Source organism: Amycolatopsis pigmentata (assembly GCF_042684065.1).
Taxonomy (GTDB): domain Bacteria; phylum Actinomycetota; class Actinomycetes; order Mycobacteriales; family Pseudonocardiaceae; genus Amycolatopsis_E; species Amycolatopsis_E pigmentata.
Genome location: NZ_JBHUKR010000006.1, coordinates 278,033 through 291,795, shown reverse-complemented (window position 1 = coordinate 291,795; position 13,763 = coordinate 278,033). Strand labels below are relative to the sequence as shown.

11 protein-coding genes are annotated in these 13,763 nt (G+C 67.6%); 9 read left to right on the top strand and 2 right to left on the bottom strand.

Annotated features, from left to right (window positions below; all coding sequences use genetic code 11):
• Positions 1-28: 28 nt before the first annotated feature.
• On the bottom strand, positions 29-1,483 hold the full coding sequence (locus ACFSXZ_RS09360; RefSeq protein WP_378263415.1) for an aldehyde dehydrogenase family protein: 1,455 nt from the start codon (positions 1,481-1,483) through the stop codon (positions 29-31).
• A 192-nt stretch (positions 1,484-1,675) separates the two neighbouring features.
• Here ACFSXZ_RS09360 and ACFSXZ_RS09355 point away from each other — a divergent pair, with 192 nt between their 5' ends.
• From ACFSXZ_RS09355 to ACFSXZ_RS09335, 5 genes are all read left to right on the top strand, one after another.
• Positions 1,676-3,406: an FAD-dependent monooxygenase gene (locus tag ACFSXZ_RS09355; protein ID WP_378263413.1), complete on the top strand. Its 1,731-nt coding sequence runs from the start codon at positions 1,676-1,678 to the stop codon at positions 3,404-3,406.
• Positions 3,403-4,344 carry a 3-carboxyethylcatechol 2,3-dioxygenase gene (locus ACFSXZ_RS09350; RefSeq protein ID WP_378263411.1) on the top strand — a complete coding sequence of 314 codons (942 nt, stop codon included), beginning with the start codon at positions 3,403-3,405 and terminating at the stop codon, positions 4,342-4,344. The genes ACFSXZ_RS09355 and ACFSXZ_RS09350 overlap by 4 nt, the downstream gene beginning before the upstream one ends.
• A 65-nt stretch (positions 4,345-4,409) precedes the next feature.
• The gene (locus tag ACFSXZ_RS09345; protein WP_378263409.1) at positions 4,410-5,276 is read left to right on the top strand and encodes an alpha/beta fold hydrolase; all 867 of its coding nucleotides are present in this window, start codon (positions 4,410-4,412) and stop codon (positions 5,274-5,276) included.
• A 91-nt stretch (positions 5,277-5,367) separates the two neighbouring features.
• A complete protein-coding gene (locus ACFSXZ_RS09340) occupies positions 5,368-6,348 on the top strand; it encodes a LysR family transcriptional regulator (protein WP_378263407.1) in 981 nt (326 codons plus the stop codon).
• Between the two features lie 186 nt (positions 6,349-6,534).
• Complete coding sequence (locus ACFSXZ_RS09335; protein WP_378263405.1) at positions 6,535-7,446, top strand: hypothetical protein; 912 nt, start codon at positions 6,535-6,537, stop codon at positions 7,444-7,446.
• An 18-nt stretch (positions 7,447-7,464) separates the two neighbouring features.
• Here the strand turns inward: ACFSXZ_RS09335 and ACFSXZ_RS09330 are convergent, their stop codons facing one another.
• Positions 7,465-8,697, bottom strand: a complete 1,233-nt coding sequence (locus ACFSXZ_RS09330) for a PucR family transcriptional regulator (RefSeq protein ID WP_378263403.1) — start codon at positions 8,695-8,697, stop codon at positions 7,465-7,467.
• A gap of 131 nt (positions 8,698-8,828) precedes the next feature.
• Between ACFSXZ_RS09330 and ACFSXZ_RS09325 the strand changes: the two genes are divergently transcribed.
• The 4 genes from ACFSXZ_RS09325 (at position 8,829) to ACFSXZ_RS09310 (ending at position 13,716) form a co-directional block, all read left to right on the top strand.
• Positions 8,829-10,352, top strand: coding sequence for a flavin-containing monooxygenase (locus ACFSXZ_RS09325; RefSeq protein ID WP_378263401.1), 1,524 nt, complete (start codon positions 8,829-8,831; stop codon positions 10,350-10,352).
• Positions 10,349-11,254: an alpha/beta fold hydrolase gene (locus ACFSXZ_RS09320; protein ID WP_378263399.1), complete on the top strand. Its 906-nt coding sequence runs from the start codon at positions 10,349-10,351 to the stop codon at positions 11,252-11,254. The genes ACFSXZ_RS09325 and ACFSXZ_RS09320 overlap by 4 nt, the downstream gene beginning before the upstream one ends.
• Positions 11,251-12,792: a long-chain-fatty-acid--CoA ligase gene (locus ACFSXZ_RS09315; RefSeq protein ID WP_378263397.1), complete on the top strand. Its 1,542-nt coding sequence runs from the start codon at positions 11,251-11,253 to the stop codon at positions 12,790-12,792. Before ACFSXZ_RS09320 ends, ACFSXZ_RS09315 begins: the two co-directional genes overlap by 4 nt.
• A gap of 66 nt (positions 12,793-12,858) precedes the next feature.
• Positions 12,859-13,716, top strand: a complete 858-nt coding sequence (locus ACFSXZ_RS09310; RefSeq protein WP_378263395.1) for a 3-hydroxyacyl-CoA dehydrogenase — start codon at positions 12,859-12,861, stop codon at positions 13,714-13,716.
• The last annotated feature ends 47 nt before the right edge of the window (positions 13,717-13,763 follow it).

Here is a 13,763-nt window from a genome sequence, read left to right as displayed (position 1 = left end):
CACGGCGGGCGGGGCGCCGAGGCGGGAGCTAGGCCGGGGCGGCGTCCTCGCGCAGGGCATCCATGTCGACGACGGCGCCGGCCCGGGTGATGAGCGCTTTGCGGCGCAGGAAGCGCAGCAGGCCGTTGGGTCCCATACGGGATCCCCCGAGCCCTGAGGAGCCGAACGAGGTCTTCTCGACGTCGCGCATGATGTTGATGGTCAACGAGGTGTCCTGCAGGCTGATGGCACCCGCGTTGAGGCCGCGGGCGATCGAGCCGGCTTCCTCGGCCGAGCCCGCTATGACCGCGCCGGACAGCCCGTAGACGCTGTCGTTGGCCAACCGCAGCGCCTCGTCGAGGTCGGCGTAGGGCATGACCGGCAGCACCGGCCCGAAGGTCTCCTCCCGCATGATCTTCATGCCGTGATCGACCCCGGTGAGGACCGTGGCCCTCATGTAGCGTCCGCCGCCGAGTGTTTCGCTGCGCCCCCCGCATCGGATGGTGGCTCCGCGGCTGACCGCGTCGTCGAGGTGGTCGTCGACGATGTCGGCCTGACGAGCCATGATGAACGGACCGATGTGGCCGTGTTCGATGTCGGGATAGGTGAGGTCGAGCCGTTCGGCCTGCGTCACGAGTTCGTCGACGAATGCGTCGTGGATGGCGGCATCGACGTAGACCCGCTCGGTCGAGAAGCAGAGCTGGCCGGTGTTGTGCACCCCGCCCTTGAGCACGGCCGCCGCCGCCTGGGACAGGTCGGCCCCTTTCGCGACGATGACGGCATCCTTTCCCCCGAGTTCGAGGAACGCCGGGATGAACCGTTGCGCACAGGCCACCGCCAAGGCCCGCCCTGTCGCCACGCTTCCGGTGAAGCAAAGCGCGTCCACCTCGGCAAGGATCGCCTGCCCGGTCTCCGCGCCGCCCGTGACGTAGTGGAACACCGCGGCCAACTCCGGAACGGCGGCGATGGTGTCCGAGACCGGCGCGACGAAGCGCGGGGTGATCTCGCTGGGCTTGACGATGACGGCGCACCCGGCGAGAAGGGCGGGGATGGCGTCGAGGGTGGACAGCAGGAACGGGTGATTCCACGGGCTGATCACCCCGACCAGGGCGTACGGGTCGAACTGCGTGTCATAACTGACGCTCTCCGAGGTGCTGGAGATTCCTCGCAGGCGCGCCCGCTCCAGGATCGCGGGCGCCTGGTCGCACCATCCCCGGACAGCGGCGGCCACCATGAAGGGCACCTCGTGCGCCACGCGGCTCCTGCCGGTGTCGGTCATCTCGGCGTCGCCGATCGCCTGTGCGTCCTTCTCGATCGCGTCCGCCCAGCGGCGGAGCACCTCGACCCGGTACGCCACGCCGGCCGCCGCCCAGGTGCCCTGCGCCCCGCGGAGATCATCCGCGATCGCGGTGATCTCCGCGGCCGTCGCCGGCACGAACTCGAAGTCGACGGTGCCGGTCCGCGGATTGCCTACCAGCAGGGCGTTCGTTGCCGAAGTCGTCATGGCGTGGAGAATAAAGCTGGCCGAAGAGCATGGTCTAAGTCATAGATCTGTGCCAAACCATAGGCAGTCGGCTATGTTTCGCCGGGTCGTCGCGCCGGCCTGGCTACTCCGCCTGGCATAGGCGGAAGACTATGAATACCTGCCGAATTTCGACTTGGACCTATTTGTTCCGGGTTCTTTACGTTGTCGGCCATGCCCACCTCTGTTCATCAGAAGACCGCACCCGCCGATGCTGCCGCGCCCGTCGTCACCGGCCACGGCGCGCCGGTCAAGGACGCCGCGGTCGTCGTCGCCGGCGGGGGGCCGGTCGGCATGACACTGGCTCTCGACCTGGCCGGGCGCGGCATCGAGGTGGTGGTGCTCGAGCAGTCGGCGACCACCACGGACAACCCTCGGTGCAACACCACCAACGCCCGGTCGATGGAGTACTACCGGCGCCTCGGCATCGCCGACGACATCCGGCGCGCCGGCCTCCCTCTCGACCATCCCACCGACGTGGTCTACACGACCAATCTCCTGGGCTGGGAGCTCGCTCGATTCCCGTTCTCTTCCAGCGGCGAGATCCTGAAGGGCACCGCGCCGGAGTTCGACGAGTGGGCGACTCCCGAGCCGCAGCACCGGGTTTCGCAGATCTACCTCGAGCCGGTCATCGCCCGCGGTGTCGCGCGCCACAAGCACGCCCGCGTCCTGCGTGGCTACCGGGTCCAGGGGGTGGAGCAGCACGACGACCATGTCGCCGTCACCACGCACCGCGTGGCACCTGACGGCGGCGACGGCGACGAGGTCGTCTTCCGGGCCGACTACCTGGCGGGATGCGACGGCGGCGCGAGCGTCGTCCGCAAGGCGATCGGAGCCACCCTCCAGGGAGATCCCCGCGTCGCCGAGCAGCGGGTCTCGGTCTACTTCCGCTCGCCTGAATTGCACCAGCTGCTCAGAGAACGCCGCCCAGGGTGGATGTACTGGTGGTACGGCCCCACCTGGCGCGGTTCGTTCGTGCAACTGGACGGCCGCGAACTCTTCCTGTGTCACTCCCGGGTGCCGGTCGGCATGGATCCCCAGGACGTCGACCCGGACGAGGTGATGGAGGCCGCCATCGGCAAACCCGTGGCGCACGAGAAGATCCAGGTCGTCCGGTGGGATCCGCGGCGCCTTGTCGCCGACCGCTTCCACGACCGCCGGGTCATGCTTGCCGGCGACGCCGCTCACCTGTGGTTGCCGCTCGGCGGGTTCGGGATGAACACCGGCATCGCCGACGCGATGAGCCTGTCCTGGCGCCTCGCGGCGAACCTCCAGGGTTGGGGCGGGCCCAGGCTTTTCGAGGACTACGAGCGCGAGCGGCAGTCGGTGGGCGAGGCAACCTCGCGGGCAGCTCTCAAGATCGACGCCGACATGACGACGATCGGGCGTGACCCCGAGCTGCACGAGGACAGCGAACGCGGACGCGAACTGCGAAGCAGCGCGGGTGAGCTGATCGAACTGACCGACAAGAAACAGTGGTACAGCCAAGGGGTCCAGTTCGGTGCCCGCTACGTCGGCTCCCCCGGAATCGCCGTCGACGAGGCCACGGACGACAGCTCGGCCATCGGCGAGATCGACGTCTACGTACCGTCCGCTTCGCCGGGCTCACGGCTACCGCACTACTGGCGCCCGGACGGATCCTCGGTGTTCGACGCCCTCGGTCCCGGCTGGACGCTCCTGCGTGCGGGATCCAGACCACCCGTCTGCCAAGGCCTCGTCGACGCCGCCGCGGCGCACGGCGTGCCGCTTTTCGTCCTCGACCTGCCCGAAGACGAAGCGGTGGCCACCTATCGGCGAGGCGCGATCCTGACCAGGCCGGACATGTTCGTGGCGTGGAGCGGCGACAGCGAACCCGACGATCCGGCGCGGCTGCTCGAAGGCCTGCTCGGACTGGAGACGGCATGACACTCGCCGCGGTGACCTTGTCCCACTCACCCCTGATGGACTTCTCCGAGCCGGGGCCGGGCGTACGCGACCGCGTGGAGGCCGCTTTCGCCGATGCGCGGGCGTTCATCGAGGCGTTCGCCCCCGATGTCGTCGTGCTGTTCGGCCCCGACCACTACAACGGGTTCCTCTACGACCTCATGCCACCGTTCTGCGTCGGGCGGGCTGCCCAGGCGATCGGTGATTACCGGACAGCCAAGGGAACCGTCCTCGTCGATCACGACGCCGCCGCGGTGATCGCCGAGAAGGTCCTGGACGCGGGCATCGACATCGCCATCTCGGAGTCGATGTACGTCGACCACGGCTTCGTGCAGCCGCTCCAGGTCCTCTTCGGCGGGATCGACCGCATTCCCGTGGTCCCGGTGTTCATCAACTGCGTCGCGGTTCCCCTGGGCCCGGTGCGGCGGGTGCGGCTGCTCGGGGAGGCGATCGGCCGGGCAGCGGGTGCCCTGAACCGCCGCGTCCTGGTCGTCGGGTCGGGCGGCCTGTCACACGACCCGCCACTGCCCATGCTGGCCGGCGCGAGCCCGGAGGTGGCGGCCCGCCTGATCTCGACCGGCCGCCACCTGACCCCCCAGCAGCGCGCCGACCGTGAGCGGCGCGTGATCGAGGCCGGCCGTGCGTACGCCGCCGGGAGGCTGACCGTCGCACCGCTCAATCCCGAATGGGACAGGCGGCTGCTCGACATCCTCGCCGGCGGCGACCTCACCGAGTTGGACGCGTGGACTCCGGATTCCTTCGCCGCCCAGGCCGGTCACTCCTCCCATGAGGCACGCACGTCGATCGCCGCATACGCCGCCCTCTCCACCCAAGGCCCGTACGACACCGTGTCCTCCTTCTACGAGGAGATCCCCGACTGGATCGCCGGGTTCGCGGTCACCACGGCGCAGACCCGCTGACCCGGCCGCTTTCACCCCACCTCCGCCCGGGCGCGCACCGGCGCGGCACACCAGAGAGGACCAGCATGACCCTGACCGACACTCCCGCCTGGGTGGCCCTCGGCAACGTCGAGCACACCGTCCGACACATCCAGGTCGGTCAGTGGCGCACGCGCGTGCTCGAAGCCGGCACCGGCCATCCCGATGTCCTGGTACTGATGTCGGGCGTCGGTGGTCATCTCGAGGCCTACACGCACAACATCGGCGCTTTCGCCGAGCACTACCACGTGGTGGCCTACGACTTCCCCGGCCACGGCTACACGAGCCTGGCGACCGCCGACCTGGAACTTCCCGACTATGTCGGGCACCTGCGCCGGTTGCTGGACGTGCTCGGCATCGAGCGCGCCCATCTGAACGGCGAGTCCCTGGGCGGCTGGGTCGCCGTCAAGTTCGCCGCCGCCCACCCCGAGCGCACCCGCAAGCTGGTGCTGAACACGCCCGGTGGGACGATGGCCACGCCCGAAGTGATGGACCGGATCCGCACGCTCACCCAGGGTGCCGCCGACGACCCCTCACCGGAGCGGATCCGGGCCCGGCTCGAATGGCTCATGGCCGACCCCGGGACCGTCACCGACGAACTCGTGGAGATCAGGCGCACGATCTACGCACGGCCTGGCTTCGCCCGGTCCATGCGCCACATCATGTGCCTGCAGGACCCCGAAACCCGGCGGCGCAACATGATCACCGATGCCGATCTCGCCGCGGTCCCGGGCCCGGCCATGGTGGTGTGGACATCGAACGACCCGTCAGGCCCGGCCGCGGCCGGGATGACCATCGCCGAACGGATCCCCGACGGCCGCTTCCAGTACGTCGAGGGAGCCGGGCACTGGCCCCAGTGGGAACAACGCGCCCAGTTCAATCGGCTCGTCCTCGACTTCCTCGCCGAGAGTTGAACGGGCGGGTCTGGTGACGTCATCGCCGGACGCTCCCGGCGCTCGCCCCTCTGGGCTACCATCGGCGCAGGTCAACCCCGAGGTAGCCACCGTGAAGCTGGACAACCGGATCTCGCTGCAGAAGCTGGAAGTCTTCTGCCTCGTGGTGGAGCTCGGCAGCGTCTCGCGCGCGGCCGAGAAGTTGTTCGTCACCCAGCCGGTCGTCAGTGCACACCTCCATTCACTGGAGCAGCGGATCGGCGTGGCGTTGTTCCGGCGCGTAGGGCGGGGAATCGAACTCACCGAGTCCGGGCAGACCGTGTGCAGTTGGGCCCAGGAACTGCTCAGCCGGCGCGACGACCTCGCCCAGGAGCTGGACGACCTCGTCAAGGGCACCGTGGGAGCCGTCTCCCTCGGCTCCAGCATGAGCGTGGGCAACTACTTGCTTCCGCCGATCCTGATCGACTTCCGCAAGGAGTGGCCAGGAGCCAGCCTCACCCTGACGATCTACACCCCCGAACTCGCGCTCGAGGCGGTGCGGACGGGCCACCAGGACTTCTGCGTCATTGCCGCCAACGCCGCGCTGGAGTCGGACGCGCTCGTCGCGGAGCTCATCGGCAAGTTGCGGTTCGTGCTGGTCGCGTCGCCTACCGACGAATCCGTGGGCGACTGCGTGACGGTCGACGGCCTGCGGAACCTGTCCTGGGTCGCCCCACCGCGCGGTCTCACGGTCCGGCGCAGTCAGGACAACGCGCTGGCCTCCCTGGGCGTCACCAGTCGCGACGTCAGCATCGAAATGGGCAGCGCGGAGGCGATGAAACAGGCCATCCGCGCCAACATCGGTGTCGCGCTCCTGTGGGAGGCGTCCGTCCGCGAGGACCTCGACTCCGGAGTGCTGCGCGAGGTCGCGATCGAAGGACCCGACCTGTTCGACAATCTCTACATCGTCAAACATCGCAGCAAACGCCTGACCCCGCTGCAGAGCAAGCTGTACGCGCGGCTGCGGGGAATGCTCGACACCGAGCCGAACGCATTCTCCACCACCGGCCCGGAAAGCCCGGATCCGCCGGCCGGCGGAAACGATCGGCGCTGACCCGATGTCCCGCACCGCGGCCACCGTGCCGTGCCGGCGATCACGCTTCGGCCGGCATGCCGCATAGCTGAACGGCTATCGTCGGCCCCGTTTTTTCGAAAGAGACATATGGGGATCGCTACCGTAGGGTTTCAGTGTGCCCCAGCGCGATTTCCGCATCTCGCTCATTCCCCAGGGAGAAGCACAATGAGTCAACCGATGCCCGCGTCGTTGCCAAAGCCCTTCAGCTTCCGGGCCATGATGTCAGAGCTGTTCGGCCGCGAACCATCGCCCTCCGTCGACTTCGAACCGCCGGTCATCGCGTCCCTGACCAAACCGCTGACCGAGGCGAAGGTCGGCATGTTCGTTTCCTGCGGGGTATTCCACCGCGCGGATCAGACGCCGCTACAACCGACGAACGACCTCTCGTATCGTCTCGTCTCGCGGGAAACGCCATTGGCGGATCTCGAACTCGCGCACCGCGCGGCAATCCGGGCCTTCGCCGTGCGGGATCTCAACGTCGCATATCCCCGGGACCGCATGCTCGAACTCGAGCAGGAGGGCATCTTCCGCGAACTCGCCGCCAACGCGGTTTCGCTGGTCGGCGCCATCAGCCGGCAAGAGGAATTCCTGCGTGAAGTCGTGCCGCATATTCACGATGAATTCGTCAGCCAGGAAGTGGACCTGGTGTTGCTCCTCCCCTTCTGCCCCGCCTGCCACCTCACGGTACCGCTGGTGGCTCGCGCACTCGAAAAACGCGGTCTGCCGACAGTGATGACGAGCTGCCTGTGGGAACGGGTTCACGAGTACAAGGCGCCACGGACCGCTTTCCTGGATTTTCCGATGGGGTGCCCGGCCGGTAAGCCCGGCGAGCCCGCGCTCCAGCGAGACATCCTGCGAGCCGCGCTCACCATCGGTGCGAGGCCGCAGACCGCCTGGAGCGTGGACGAGTTGCCGTTCTCGTGGTCCGCTGATGGCAGTCGCGCCTGGGAGGACGAGGTTCGTCAGCTCTACATCGACGATGCGAAGGGCTTTGACGAGCGGGCCGGTTCCCTTGCCGAAAACCGCCAATCACCGGCGGGCGAGGAGCGAGACTTCGCGATTCGCTGCGCCTGCTGACTGTTGTCGCCGCACACCTCATGGGACGAATGAGCTGCCGAGCCAGCGATCGGCCTGCAGGGCCAGCCCGATGTTCACCGGGTCCGAATCAATGGCGCGACCGAGCGATTGCTCGATGACACGAATCCGGTACAACACCGTGTTCTTGTGGCAGTTGAGCTCCCGGGAGGTCGTGGTGGCGCTCTGGTGGGAACGAAGGTACGTGCGCAGCGTGTCGCGCAGCACGTCGTCTCGGTGGTTGCCGTCGGCCAGTGGTCCCAGTGTCTCCCTGATCCACAGCTTGGCTCGTTCGGGTTGGGCAACCAGGAACGACAGCGCGGACACGTCCTGGTAGGGAAAGACTGTCTCGACGCTGGAGATGCGGCCGACCTCGTGGGCAGCCGCGGCCTGTCGGTGTGACTGGACGAAGCCGGCGACACCGGCGGCCGGGTTGCCCAGGGCGAGCCGGACTCCGTCATCCGCCTCGGCGAGGGCCTGCCGCAGGTCGGCCACCCGCAACCGCTCCACCGGTTGCGGCACCCACGCCCACACAGTCCTCGAGTCCCACGCGACGGCGAAGAGACGGCCGTGACTACGCGCCAGACTCGCGGCACTCATCGCCGCTCGCTGTGCTCTCACCAACTCATCGCCACGTCGGTCGCCGGCATCAACCCAGGCGATCACGGCGAGGTGGTGCTGGCGGAGACGATAGCCCAACCCGCGCTCGGCGTCCTCGTGGTTCTCGGAGGTCTCACCGGCGAGGACAGCCTTGACCCGTTCCAGGCGGACGGATTCCTCTTGCTGGAGCCACCGTTTCCGTTCGTCCTCGTACTCCTCGGACACGCGTTCGCACATGCGGTCCAGGTAGTCGCTGGTGAGGGCGGACAGGGCAGCCGTCTCGGACACGACAACACCGAGGTCGCTCGTCAGCGTAGCGAGTGTCTCGACGCAGATCCGGTACCAGCGGGCGCTGCTCAGCTGGTAGGACCGGATGATCTCGTGCAGAGAGAGTCCCCGTCTCGCCACCTCTCTCACCGTCGAGATCGCGCCGACGGGAGGCTCGGCGGAGTCGAGGTCCTCGGGGTGCAGGAGCAGGTGCAACAGCACCTCGTTGTGGGCCAGGGTCGACTGGCGAATTCGCTCGAACTCGATGTGCTCGGCACGAACGGTCTCGATCTTGTCCACCGTGAGCCGGGCGATCTCCACGGCGATCTCGACCACGCGCGCCGACAGCGCGTCGACGAGCGCGCGTCGCACCTCAGGTACCACCACAGGCCCAACGTAGCCTTTCTTGTACCAATAGCACAAGAAAGGACGGCGATTTCAGTACATCGCCCGTTGTCTATTGCACGATCGCACGGAAGTCTGGGTCACACAGCCAGCGTCGGACAGAAGGAGAGACCGTGGCCAAGACCGCACCCCGGGGCCGCTCGTTGCCCGCACATGTCGACGTACTCATCGTCGGGGCCGGGCTCTCAGGTCTCGGCGTCGCCAGCCACCTCACGACGAAGCAGCCCGGACGAACGTTCGCCATCGTCGACGGACGCGACGCGATCGGCGGCACGTGGGACCTCTTCCGCTACCCGGGCCTGCGATCGGACTCCGACATGCACACCTTCGGTTACGCGTTCAAGCCATGGCGGAACAAGAACGCGATCGCCGACGGACACGAGATCCTCGCGTACCTGCACGAGACCATCGAGGAGTACCGCCTCGCCTCGAAGATCCACCTTGGACACAAGGTCACGGCGGCCGCCTTCTCGACGGCCACGGGGCTGTGGAGCGTGACCATGGAGCGCGTCGCCGACCGCGCTTCGGTCGAGATCACGTGCAACTGGTTGTTCTCGGCTGCGGGGTACTACGACTACTCAGGTGGGCACACGCCGGAACTTCCGGGCCGAGGCGAGTTCACCGGCGAGATCGTCCATCCTCAGTCCTGGCCCGAGGACCTGGACTACACGGACAAGAAGGTCGTCGTCATCGGAAGCGGTGCCACCGCGGTGACGCTGATCCCGGCCATGGCGCGGCAGGCCGGGCACATCACGATGCTGCAGCGCTCTCCCACCTACGTCATCGCCGTTCCGAAGCAGGACCCGATCGCCAACGCGCTGAGCAGGCTGCTGCCGGCGCGCACGGCCTACCGAGCCACCCGAGCGTTCAACATCAACCGCGTCCGTGCGATCTATGGCGCGAGTCAGCGCTACCCGAACGCGGTGCGCAGACTGATCCGCAGCGCGAACAGGCGAGCCCTACCCGATGGTTTCGACGTCGACACCCACTTCAACCCGACCTACAACCCGTGGGACCAGCGGATGTGCACCGTGCCGGACGGGGATCTCTTCGCCTCCCTCTCCAGCGGCAAGGCGTCGATCGTGACCGACGAGATCGTTCGCCTGACGCCGAACGGCATTCGCCTGGCGTCCGGCGACGAATTGGCGGCGGACATCATCGTCACGGCGACGGGACTGCGGATGCTTCCCTATGGCGGCATCGAACTCAGTGTCGACGACGTTCCGGTCGACCTCCACAACTCCTTGGCCTACAAGGCGATGATGGTCAGCGGAGTCCCGAACTTCGCGTTCGCGCTCGGATACACGAACTCCTCGTGGACGCTCAAGGTCGACCTCGTGGCGGAGCACCTGTGCCGTCTCCTGGCGCACATGGACCGGCTCGGCCAGGCGGTTGCCGTCCCGGTCGCGGACGACGACCCGTCGAAAGAACGGCGTCCGCTATTCGACATGAAGGCGGGCTACCTCCAGCGCAGCTCACACCTCTTTCCGCAACAGGGCTCGGACGGGCCGTGGACGATGCCTCAGGTGTACGCCGTCGACCGGGACAGGTTGCGCGACGGGCCTGTCGAGGATCCCGCGTTGCGTCTGTCCACCCCCACCGCCGCGCCCGTGCGCACCGAGGCGGTGCCGGTATGACCTCGCCAACGATCATCGAGGTCGCCGGCCGGGCGACACGCGTGCGCGTGGACGGCGATCCCACTGCCCCGCCACTGGTACTCCTGCACGGCCTCAACCGCAGCCTCGAGGACTGGTCGGCCGTGGTGGTCGACCTGGCGTCCGACCACCGCGTGATCAGCCTCGACGTGCCCGGTTTCGGCTTCTCCGACCGCCGGCCGGAGCCCGCCTCCCTGACCTCATTCGCGCTCGGAGTCCTGGAGACACTGGACCAGCTCGGCGAGACGCGACCAGTTCACCTGCTGGGAAACTCGCTGGGCGGGGCTGTGGCCTTGCAGATCCAGGCGACCGCCAGTGAGCGGGTCGCAAGCCTGGCACTGGCCGATTCCGCCGGCTTCGGTGCCCAGGCCGCGCTGATGCTGCGCCTTATCAGCGTTCCTGGCCTCGGCCATCTCATGACCGCGCGCACCACTCCCTTCTCCGCCAAGATGTCCGAACGGGCCATCCACGCGGATCCCGCGGTGGCGACACCGGAGCGCATCGAGCACGCGCTCGCGATCGCGAAGCGACCCGGCCCCGGCGCCGTCACGCGCGAGATCATGTCGTCACTCGCGACGATCAGAGGCGTCCGTGCCGAGTGGCGGCGTGAACTCTTCGCGGCCATCGCGCAACACCCTCGTCCCACCCTCGTGATGTGGGGCGCCAAGGACCGCGTCCTGCCCCCGGCGCACCTCGACGCCGTCCCCCGGCTCATTCCGCACGCCCGGACCCACACCTTCCCGGAGGTCGGGCACATGCCCCAGATCGAGCGCCCGACTGCCTTCGTCGAGGTCGTGCGCGGCTTTCTCGCCGACGAGGTCCCCACCTCCACGACACCGAAGCGCACCACGCGGAGGTCGACTTCCGAACGAGCCGGCTCATGAAGACCTACAACCTGTCCTCGTTGCTCGAGGCTACTTCCCAGGAGCACCCGGACCGCATCGCGATCGTTTCGGGTGCGACACGGCTGTCCTTCGGGCAGCTCGACGCGACAGCCAACCAGGTCGCGAACCTGCTCCGGTCGCTCGGGGTCGAACCGGGCGACAAGGTCGCACTGATGTGCCCCAACGTGCCGCAGTTCACGGTGATCTACTACGGGATCCTGAAGGCCGGCGCGACCGTGGTGCCGCTCAACGTCCTGTTGAAGGCCCGGGAGATCGCCTACCACCTGTCGGACTCCGATGCGAAGGCGATCTTCGCCTTCCACGGAACGGCACAGCTTCCCATCGGAGCCGAAGCACGAGGGGGCGTTGCGACAGCCGGCACCAGCACCCACCTGGTCCTCATCGGGAGTGGCACCGCAGACAGCTGCGAGCACATGATCTCCGAACAGTCCACGAGCTTCGAGCCGGTCGCCACGAACGAGGACGACACGGCTGTCGTCCTCTACACCTCGGGCACGACCGGGCAACCGAAGGGCGCCGAACTCCGTCACCGCAACATGCGGGACAACGTGTGGTTCGGCGGCGAGGTGTTCCGCTCGGACCCCGACCGGCCCGACACCTACCTGTGCGCGCTCCCGCTGTTCCATTCCTTCGGCCAGTCGGTCGTCCAGAACTCCGCGATCGCCTACGGCGGGACGCTGGTGATGCTTCCCCGCTTCGAACCGCCTGCCGCACTCGAGTTGATGCTCACGGAGTCCGTCACCCACCTGGCCGGCGTTCCCACCATGTTCTGGGGGCTCCTCGGGGCGTTGGACGAGGACACTGACGTGGACCGGCTCGCCCAGAACCTACGGGTGGCGATCTCAGGCGGCTCTGCCCTGCCCCTCGAGATCCACAAAGAGTTCGAGCAGCGCTTCGGCGTCACGATCCTGGAAGGCTACGGGCTGTCGGAGACCTCTCCCGTCGCCAGCTTCTCGACGTTCGGCGCGCCACCACGTCCCGGCTCGGTCGGCGTCCCCATCCCCGGCGTCGAGATGGCGCTGACGCACCCGACGTCCTGGGATCCCATCGACTGGGCTCCTGACGCGATCGGGGAGATCGCCATCCGAGGTCACAACGTCTTCAAGGGCTATCTGAACCGACCCGGCGCGACCGACGAGGTCCTCAGCCCCGATGGCTGGTTCCGCACCGGCGACCTCGGGCGTCGAGACGCCGACGGGTGGTACTACATCGTCGACCGCGCGAAGGACATGATCATCCGAGGCGGCTTCAACGTGTACCCCCGGGAGATCGAAGAGGTGCTGCTCACTCACCCGGACGTCTCGCTGGCCGCGGTCATCGGCGTGCCGCACCACAGTCACGGCGAAGAGATCAAGGCGATCGTCGTCCTCACACCGGGGTCGACGGCGTCGGCCGACGACATCATCAGGTGGTCGCAGGGGCAAATGGCTTCCTACAAGTACCCGCGGGAGGTCGACATCGTCGAGTCCCTGCCCATGACCGCGACCGGAAAGATTCTCAAGCGTGAGCTGACCTGAAATCCCGCAGCAACACCGAGCGCCTCGCGTAGCCACATCCCGTTCGCCACAGCAGCAGGAGTCGATATGCCCGAAATCCGCCACGTCACCGTTCTCGGCGCCGGAGTCCTCGGCACCCAGATCGCCTACCACACGGCCTATATGGGCCTTGCCGTCACCGTCTACGACATCTCACCGAAGGCGCTCACCGCCTCCGAGTCACGCATGCACACGCTCGAGGAGTTCTACAAGGCGGACGGCGTCGAGGGCGCCGACCGCGGTCTGGCCGAGCAGGCGTTCACCCGACTGACGTTCACCACCGACCTGGCCTCCGCGGCCGCGGAGGCCGATCTCGTCATCGAGGCCGTGCCGGAAGACCTGGACGTGAAGCGCCAGGTCTTCGGCGAGCTCATGCGCGTCGCACCGGAACACACCATCTTCGCCACCAACAGCTCCACTCTGCTCCCCAGCGACATCAAGGATTTCACCGGTCGACCGGACCGCTTCCTGGCCATCCACTACGCCAACCTGATCTGGAAAATGAACGTGGCCGAGATCATGGGCACGCCGGACACCGATCCGGACGTCTTCGCCGCGGCGGTCGCGTTCGCGACCGCGACCGGCATGGTCCCCATCGAACTACACAAGGAACAGGCGGGCTACATTCTGAACTCTCTCCTGGTCCCGCTCCTCTTCGCGGCGGGCAGGCTCTGGGTGAACGGCGTCGCCACCCCCGAGACCATCGACGTCGCCTGGCGCATCGCCTCACGCGGTCCGTTCGGCCCCTTCCAGACCCTCGACGTCATCGGCCTGACGACCGCGTACCACGTCGCCGCCGGTGCGCCGGACCCGGACGTCCAGGCATTCGCCGCCGCACTCAAGGAGCAGTACATCGACAAGGGCAAGCTCGGCACCACGACCGGCGAGGGGTTCTACACCTACTGATATGGCCGGCGCCACCAACGCCGACGACACGACGCGGTGACAGGCGC

Excerpts from the sequence above, each read along its gene's own strand:
- ACFSXZ_RS09355 (WP_378263413.1), top strand. The coding sequence starts at position 1,676 with ATGCCCACCTCTGTTCATCAGAAGACCGCACCCGCCGATGCTGCCGCG.
- ACFSXZ_RS09350 (WP_378263411.1), top strand. The coding sequence starts at position 3,403 with ATGACACTCGCCGCGGTGACCTTGTCCCACTCACCCCTGATGGACTTC.
- ACFSXZ_RS09335 (WP_378263405.1), top strand. The coding sequence starts at position 6,535 with ATGAGTCAACCGATGCCCGCGTCGTTGCCAAAGCCCTTCAGCTTCCGG.
- ACFSXZ_RS09360 (WP_378263415.1), bottom strand. The coding sequence starts at position 1,483 with ATGACGACTTCGGCAACGAACGCCCTGCTGGTAGGCAATCCGCGGACC.
- ACFSXZ_RS09310 (WP_378263395.1), top strand. The coding sequence starts at position 12,859 with ATGCCCGAAATCCGCCACGTCACCGTTCTCGGCGCCGGAGTCCTCGGC.
- ACFSXZ_RS09315 (WP_378263397.1), top strand. The coding sequence starts at position 11,251 with ATGAAGACCTACAACCTGTCCTCGTTGCTCGAGGCTACTTCCCAGGAG.
- ACFSXZ_RS09345 (WP_378263409.1), top strand. The coding sequence starts at position 4,410 with ATGACCCTGACCGACACTCCCGCCTGGGTGGCCCTCGGCAACGTCGAG.
- ACFSXZ_RS09320 (WP_378263399.1), top strand. The coding sequence starts at position 10,349 with ATGACCTCGCCAACGATCATCGAGGTCGCCGGCCGGGCGACACGCGTG.